The sequence below is a fragment of the Cyanobium sp. BA5m-10 genome, from assembly GCF_024346255.1.
In the GTDB taxonomy this organism is placed as follows: domain Bacteria; phylum Cyanobacteriota; class Cyanobacteriia; order PCC-6307; family Cyanobiaceae; genus Cyanobium_A; species Cyanobium_A usitatum.
On sequence record NZ_JAGQCP010000078.1, the window covers coordinates 1 to 7746 of the forward strand.

General features: G+C 48.6%; 9 protein-coding genes. 8 read left to right on the top strand and 1 reads right to left on the bottom strand.

The window, feature by feature from the left end; translation table 11 throughout:
* The 8 genes from KBY85_RS15185 to KBY85_RS15220 all read left to right on the top strand — a co-directional run.
* The coding region (locus KBY85_RS15185) for a tyrosine-type recombinase/integrase (RefSeq protein ID WP_254962142.1) at positions 1-175 on the top strand (175 nt) is incomplete at its 5' end.
* Positions 176-455: 280 nt separating this feature from the next.
* Positions 456-1271, top strand: coding sequence for an HNH endonuclease (locus KBY85_RS15190; RefSeq protein WP_254962301.1), 816 nt, complete (start codon positions 456-458; stop codon positions 1269-1271).
* A 146-nt stretch (positions 1272-1417) separates the two neighbouring features.
* Positions 1418-1918: a hypothetical protein gene (locus KBY85_RS15195; protein WP_254962302.1), complete on the top strand. Its 501-nt coding sequence runs from the start codon at positions 1418-1420 to the stop codon at positions 1916-1918.
* A gap of 112 nt (positions 1919-2030) precedes the next feature.
* Positions 2031-2831, top strand: coding sequence for a TIR domain-containing protein (locus KBY85_RS15200; RefSeq protein ID WP_254962303.1), 801 nt, complete (start codon positions 2031-2033; stop codon positions 2829-2831).
* A gap of 227 nt (positions 2832-3058) precedes the next feature.
* On the top strand, positions 3059-3793 hold the full coding sequence (locus KBY85_RS15205; protein ID WP_254962304.1) for a hypothetical protein: 735 nt from the start codon (positions 3059-3061) through the stop codon (positions 3791-3793).
* A gap of 153 nt (positions 3794-3946) precedes the next feature.
* A complete protein-coding gene (locus KBY85_RS15210) occupies positions 3947-5182 on the top strand; it encodes a hypothetical protein (protein ID WP_254962305.1) in 1236 nt (411 codons plus the stop codon).
* A gap of 128 nt (positions 5183-5310) precedes the next feature.
* Complete coding sequence (locus tag KBY85_RS15215; RefSeq protein WP_254962306.1) at positions 5311-5925, top strand: GIY-YIG nuclease family protein; 615 nt, start codon at positions 5311-5313, stop codon at positions 5923-5925.
* Between the two features lie 183 nt (positions 5926-6108).
* The gene (locus tag KBY85_RS15220; protein WP_254962307.1) at positions 6109-7488 is read left to right on the top strand and encodes a hypothetical protein; all 1380 of its coding nucleotides are present in this window, start codon (positions 6109-6111) and stop codon (positions 7486-7488) included.
* 75 nt (positions 7489-7563) lie between these two features.
* On the opposite strand, the gene KBY85_RS15225 is transcribed toward KBY85_RS15220, so the two are convergent.
* Positions 7564-7746: hypothetical protein (locus KBY85_RS15225; RefSeq protein ID WP_396121901.1), on the bottom strand; the 183-nt coding region annotated here is incomplete at its 5' end.

Consider the following 7746-nt stretch of genomic DNA (forward strand, 5'->3'; position numbering starts at 1 on the left):
GGCCAGCTGTCACACCTTCCGCCACTCTTTTGCCACTCACCTACTGGAGAGGGGCCAGGACATACGCACGATCCAGGAGCTGCTGGGTCACAAGGACGTCAGTACCACCATGATTTATACCCACGTCCTGAATAGAGGCCCTCACGGTGTACGCAGCCCCGCTGACGCTCTGTAACTATCTGAACAGTTGGTTCGCGGACCCGTGAACCGCGGCTATCTTGGGCGAAAGTTCTGAAAGACCCTATGCAGGGTAATAAGTCTCAGGGAATTAACGACCCGAGGTGTCTTTGGTTATCGGAAAGGCACAGCTTGCACGCCCCGGTTCACGGAACCGTCCAATAAAGAGTTGGATGGAGCCGCCGAAGGCGGAGGCGGGCAACTGATTGCCAAAGTTTGCAGCTATGGGCAAGATGTAGAAACAGACATAGATCGTGTACTCATCCTGCAAAGCGGCCATGAACATCGATGACATCTTTACAGGGTACAAGCAAGATGGTAATAACTACATCAAAAAGGCCGACTCCAAGAATAAGTGGTGCGGATTTAGCAAAGGAGTGATAGATGAATTGAAAGATAGGCATGGCTTATCCTTTAATATAATTCTCTGGGGCAATACCCCTGTTGATCACTACTTCTGCATCCCGTTTTCAAGACTTGAACACTTGTTCACAGAAAGACTAATGACAAGTGGGAAGTTGGCGGATAAAGGTCTGCGGCGATGGACCGCCACGATTGTCAATAACGTCTTCATGATGCGCGCAAACTCGCAATATTCAATTGATCTAAGTGAGTTCTACGTCGATGCCAGCTCTCAGCTTGCGCCCGTCTTTGGAGCTTTAGTCAATGAGTTTGATGTAGACTACACAATCGAAGATGCGCTTGCAAATGTCAAGATAAGGATCGGCCAGTCGGAGTTTAGGTCTTTAGTCCTCTCAAACTTCGAGTCCAAGTGCTGCATATCACGCATTGCCGAAGCAAGCCTGCTTGTGGCCAGCCACATTATTCCATGGAGCCACGACAAGAGCAAAAGAAGTGACCCGGCGAATGGGCTTTGTCTATTCATCGAATTCGACAAGTACTTTGATCGAGGCCTTATTTCCGTAGACGACGACTTGTCAGTCATAGTGTCTAGTCGGTGTTCCTCTTTATCGGGGCCTCTTCAGGAACGCCTTCTTGCCTTACAGGGGCGGAAATTGGCTGCCCCAGGGGTTACTCCGATCAATCCTTCATTCCTGCTGTATCACCGGCAGAACATCTTTGACCAATTCTAGAGGGCCCATCCAACATCGCCATGCACCTGAGCCGCCTCCACTCATTTTCAGCGCTCACCTATAGCTCACTGCGGCCAGGTGATGGCGAGCGTTAGGCCCTTCGTACATCTTACGCTATGACTACCAAACAAGAACTCCTGGGTCAGTTGACCAACGCGCAGAACAACTACGTTCTGGGGCTCGCGGCAACCTCGCTCTTCACGGAGCCGCTGGCTCTTGAACATTTATCCAAGAGCAACGCTGATTTCGGCACATATAACGTCCCATTCGATCAAGTATCAAAGCTACTTGACAATAAGCAGGATCGCGACATTGCTTTGAAGGAATTCCTGACGATGCTGCTGCGCGCAATCATCAAGGAATCGTTTGAGCTGATCAAGGACTACTCCGACGAAACAAACCAATCTGCGCTGCTCAAGGGGCAACCGTGGTTCCAGTTTGCGCGGGTAATCAGAAACTGTATTTCGCACAACTTTCAGTTCGAATTCACTCCATATGACAAGGGGCTTCTCCCCGTCGCATGGAAAGGCAAGACCATCACGCTAGCCCTAGACGGTCAGCCGCTACCATTGAGCTTATTTGGATATGTCGAAGCGTGGGAACTTTTCTCCGAATTCAAGGCATTCGCGGGGGTAAGACTTAAGTGAAGGGACTTAACCACTCGGCGAACCGGAAGCACGGGAGCCCGCGGTGCATTCCAAAGCTCAGGACAGCACGCGTCTGTTACCGAGAACGTTAGGCCTCTACTAAGATGCGCAAATGAGCAACAGTAATCAGCAAAAGAAGTTCGAGAAGGCGAGCAACTTGGCGAACCTGCTTGTCGCACACGCTACTGGCAATCCTGCTAATTCCAGTGAATACGAGGCGCTTCGCCAAGAACTCCTAGCTGATTCAGAAGTCGCATCGCTGATGCCTGACTTTGTGCGTACGAATAGAAATCTCAGCTCGTTCTGGGGCTTTATTAAGGACAAGTTCGGAACTTACGCTGAACGAAGAACCTATCTGTCCCAAGAGTTCACGCCGCTGCTTGACCTTTTGGAGTTCGGTGCTCCTTCCGCAGAAGCCACCAGCACTTCAGCTACCTCGGCAAATTCAAAGATCTCCGTAGCGAGGAACAAGCGCAAGGTTTTCATCGTGCATGGACATGACAACGAGGCAAAACAGGAGGTTGCCCGCTTTATTGAGTCAATTGGCCTTCAAGCAATCATCCTTCATGAGCAGGCGAGCGCCGGCATGACAATCATCGAGAAAATCGAAAGGTATTCAGGTGACGCCGACTTCGGGGTTGTCTTATACACTCCATGCGACCTGGGACGAGGTGAGCACGAAACCAATGTTCCAGCTAGAAGCAGAGCTCGACAGAACGTAGTTTTTGAACATGGTTATCTATTGGCGAAATTGGGTCGCGAAAACGTCTGCGCGTTGGTGAAAGGGGGCATAGAGACGCCAAACGACATAAGTGGAGTCGTCTATGCTGGCTTTGATGTGCAAGGTTCCTGGAAGGCTGAGGTGGCCAAAGAACTGAGGGCGTGCGGCTATGAAATCAAGTCTTGCTCCTAGAGTCATCTTCCGTTGTCACAGGCCTAACATCCAGATGCAGATGACGGGAGCAGGGACTACCTATCAAGGCGCTGCAATCCTGCCCGCTTCTGATCTGGAGCGTTATACAGGCTGGACGCTCCGGCTAAAATTTTGAGGTGAGCCGCCTAACTCCAAAGCGAGATGTCGTTCGCGCCCTGTTTGCGCGGTCAGGTAATCGCTGCGCTTTCCCGGGGTGCACAGCGCACTTGGTTAACGAACGAAACCTGTTTGTAGGGCAGATCTGCCATATAGAAGCTGCAGAGTCTGGCGGCGAGAGATACGATCCCCAACAGACTGACGATGAAAGGAGAGACTATTGCAACTTAATTCTGATGTGCTACCCGCACCACGTAGAAACAAATGATGTTGAAGTCTACACCGTAGAAATACTCAAGCAGACGAAGGAACACCATGAGAGAGTCTTCCTTTCGAATCCCTTTAAAATAGACGAGACCCTGCTATACAAGGTAACTGCAGAAATGGAGGGCTACTGGGACCGAGTTGACAAGCTACATCGACTAAGTCATCAAACGCCCGATCTCGCAATTCAGGTCGATACCACCCAATCCTATGCGGATCTCAATGAGAAGGCAAAGGGTTTGCTTGGTGAATTTCATAGGCTGGCTGACTATATAACTAATCAAGAGGATGAGATTTATGCAGAGCTACTCTCCTTCTTGGCGAGTCACGGCATCAATGATGAATTGATCACTTCAAATTCAAGAATATTCAGGCCCTACTCTCTGAGAAACTGGGAGCCTTTGACATTGGGTTTTGAAAACACATCGCGAAAGCTCTTTCTGTTATTAATGCAAATGGAACTGCAGTTTCTAACGGATCACCTTAAGGTGAATCCACGCAACCAAGACGCCAGGAGAAGACTTGATTTGCTGAAAGATGAGTTTGAGCGGCTTGCGGTTTCTGCTATTCACATGGACTAGGCTGTATAACATCAAGATTCACCTGGCCGCAGCCTGTGTATGGCCTGCCATTCGCATAGGTTCTTGCGGACAGGTGATCTTGAGCGTTGGACAGAGCATGCGCGCCATTACTGCAAGCCGCGAGTACATTCTGTTGATCATGCCCTTTAAGTTATGACAACAACAAAAGGTGCCGACGAATCAGAAGAAGACAAGTATGGTTTATTATCTTGGCAAGCAAGGCCTATGCAGGCCACAATCGAAAAGATCATCAATAGCAAAATTGCTGATGATGAGCATAATGCCCCCAAGGAAGTAATCACAGCAGCAACAGGCAGATGGGATCTGACAACTGGAATTAGACCAGTTGACTTGTATGTCTATTTAAAAGCTCGTTTCGGCGAGCCCAACGGGATAACAATGATCTCAAAGAATCATGAAGACAGCGATAATCTGATTCATTGGCACTATTCACTTGAAACCAGCCTTGGACAACTTGATTTTATCTGCTGGTCATTCAGGCTAGAGATATGGCATCCACTTGCGCCATGCTTCTCTGATCCAAATGACTTTCTTCTTGCAGTCAAACGGGACTTTAGCCGGTTTTCTACATCCATGAAGGAGATACGTAAGGGTCTTGAGAAGTGGAAGGTGTTTCTTAATCCATACTTTCGACTAAAGACAATGATCGAGACTCAGCTTCAAGAGCTTGAGGATTTAAGATTGGAAGAGGTAAATGAACCAACTCAACCACGCACAGCAGAAGAAGCCGAGTCATTCACAGAGGCCTTTTCCGATGCAGCCAAAAAGTTCACTAAAGCAGCACAGATCGGATTAGGAATTAGAATGTTGACCCCTGTATGGGCGGAGTCCTTCATTAATCTTCTTTTATTTTTGATGGCCAGGCCTGAAGTTAGGGGCGACAAGCGACTATACGATGGAATTATGCGTCAGAACATTGATGTTCGAATACGAGGGATCCATTTGAACTGTGTTGGCTTCGTGAGCCAAGTTAAGTACGACGAATGGGATGCATGCAAGAAATTTCATTCCATGATGAACAGGCGAAATGATCTTCTTCATGGGAATGTTGATCCTGGGCTTACCACATTTGATGAGCTGTACTTTGAGCATAAAACACCTCTGTATATTGAGTTTAAGGACTTCTCCTTCTTCTCGTATAAAGCTACACTGCTAAATGCCACGCCGGAGCAGGCTTTGGAGGATTATCAAACTGTCCAAGACCTCGCGTCTCACATCCTATTGTGCATTGACTGCAAGATTAGAGAGGACGTCGTCCGTCTTGTTCTTTCAAGGCATTTGGGATGGGATGAAGGAAGGCAGAGGGTGGGAATTTTGTTTCCTGATCATTTAGCCGATGCAGTTTTCAGTTTTGGATCAAGTGGGTGACTAGTTTAGTGCCTGTCCAACATGCCCCTCGAGTGGACAGGCCTCCACCGATGCACTCCTTCCGCTTTCAACAACTTGCCTGCCACTCAGGGGCAGCGTTATAATATCCACAAGAGGTGGGTCAGAAAGTGCAGAGCGTCGTCTACGTGCTCACCAATCCTGCGATGCCAGGTATTTGCAAGATTGGCAAGACGAGACAGGAGGATGTGGGCACTCGACTTAGCCAGCTCTACACTACTGGCGTTCCAGTTCCATTCAGTTTGGAGTATGCTTGTCAGGTTGATGACTGTGATGCTGTAGAAGACGCGCTTCACACTGCATTTGGCCCTTCCAGGGTCAATCCCAAGCGAGAATTCTTTCGAATTGAGCCCGACCAAGCAATTGCAATCCTGAAGCTGCTGAATACGGCAGTCGATGCTACTGCAGAAGTCTCCTCTGAGCCAACCGGTATCGACGAACAGTCCCTCCAGGCCGCAAAAACACTGAGATCACGCCGTCCAAATCTGAACTTTGAGGAGATGGGAATACCCAACGGGGCAACCCTCATGTGCACGCGAAATGATTCAGTTGTTACCATTGTGAATCCCAAGAAAGTCGACTACGAAGGCGAGTTGATAGGGCTTTCAGTTGCGACTGCAAGAGCAATGGGCACCGATTATAATCTTAATCCTGGACCGTACTGGACTTACGAGGGCAGAACAATAAGCCAGATCTATAATGAGACCTATAGCGACGGCGATTGATTCCTTCGTTTCCATCCGTCTAACACCGCCATTCGCCTGAGCCGCATCCACCAGGCTATATCCTTCGGTGAGCAAATTTTGCGGCCTGGTTGGCGAGCGTTATACATACCACCCGTGTAGCCTGTCTCGTTATACAAGAGATAGTCCAAGCTTTCCTCAATCGTATTCACAATGAGAGGCAACGTGAGATCGACCCTCCAAAGTCCATCTGAGGAATACCAGCCTCTCGCGTTGTTTGAGCAACGGTGTCGCACGATCTATCGACTGACGTGCAAGCATGGGACAGAGCATGCGCTTCGCCTTGAAGACGAGAGAGCGACTCCCGAATCATTTCGCCGAGCGTGTCATATTAGATTTGCCGAAGCTCAAATTCTTATTCTCGAAGAGCTCATTCAAGTTCAGGATTCAAAAAAAGAACTTAATGCAAAACTGAAGTCCGCAAGGAAGGGTCGCGACAAGCTTGCATCTACGGAGGTAAAGCAGCAAATCGGCTTGGAGAACCTCAAAGAACATATTATCCGCAAACTCGCAGACTCGATAGCATGGCATTTAATTGGTGGCCAAAACTACATCGCACGCCGGCTATGTCTTCGTGAATCAAGCAGGCCTACGCTTAAGGCCTCAAACCTTGCATCAGTATTGAACTTCGTCAACGAATACAACGGCAGCAATCCTCTTGGCTTTGCTCTAATATCAGATATCACAAGCTTTGTTCAGCTGGGTGACGTGCTGCTGATAGGAGGAAATGGGTTGCAGATCATAGAGGTCAAGGAGGGGGCTAAGAATCATGAGTCAATGAGTTTTATTGCCGAGAATCTACTTACTGAGGCAGAGGATGAGCAGATAAGGAAAGCTCTGGATGACCACCCACTTAATGAACAAATTCGAAGAATCTTGCGACAGCATACAAAGATGACGCAAGCCACCACACTACTCAACACTGGTGGCGGCATTGACCCTGCAACTGGTGAAAGAGTACAGATACCGGACATGTATCACACTGAAGAACACTATTTTGATGAGCTTCAGAACCTGATCACTCAGCTTGGGCCAAAGAAGGATTGGGCATTGACAGTTTTAGAAGGTGGCCTTTACATTGGTGCATACAAAGGGGTATGGAGGAGATTGGGGCCATCCTTACTCAGAAGAACAGCTTATGAAGAGATTAACGATACATATCCTGTTACAAGCCTGCGCGAGGGATTGGCACAAGCGCTAGTTGAGCCTATCTTTGTGAAACCACTTAGCGAAGATCAGATATTTGACATTACTTTTGGAAGAGTGGCTGTTTTCATATTGCTTAGGCTGGACCAGATGTTGAGTCTCTATTCGGGCACACCAGCAAGGGCTGAGTTTCTATCAGTAAAGCAAAGCCGCAAACAGCAGGAGAAATGCAGAGAGCACAGTCTGTTTACGCACGAAGGGCAATGCGTCAGGGTTGTTTACCCTACGGGAACTTCATTTCTGATGGGCGACGGTGTTCGCACACGAGTTGTCTTTGATACCCTTACCCCTCAGTGTGTGGTGGCTATGTCGGCCAGTGACTCAACTAGCGCTGTATAACATCCAGATTCAGAAGGCGGTGTGCAGGAATGTCTGCTATTGCCATTGGCTTCGGCCCGCTTCTGATCTGGAGCGTTAGTACAGCAAGTGATTTCCCTCAAATCTGGCCTGTAGCAGCTCAAGCCGATTCATCAGCTTTTGGAGCTTCTGCTCCTTCCTCTTTTTGACACTAGGTGACCCATCAAAGTGGCTCATCTCATTGCCCAAGAGATAGTCAACAATGTCTTTGGGCTCGCAAGGCTTGGCTCCCATCCACTT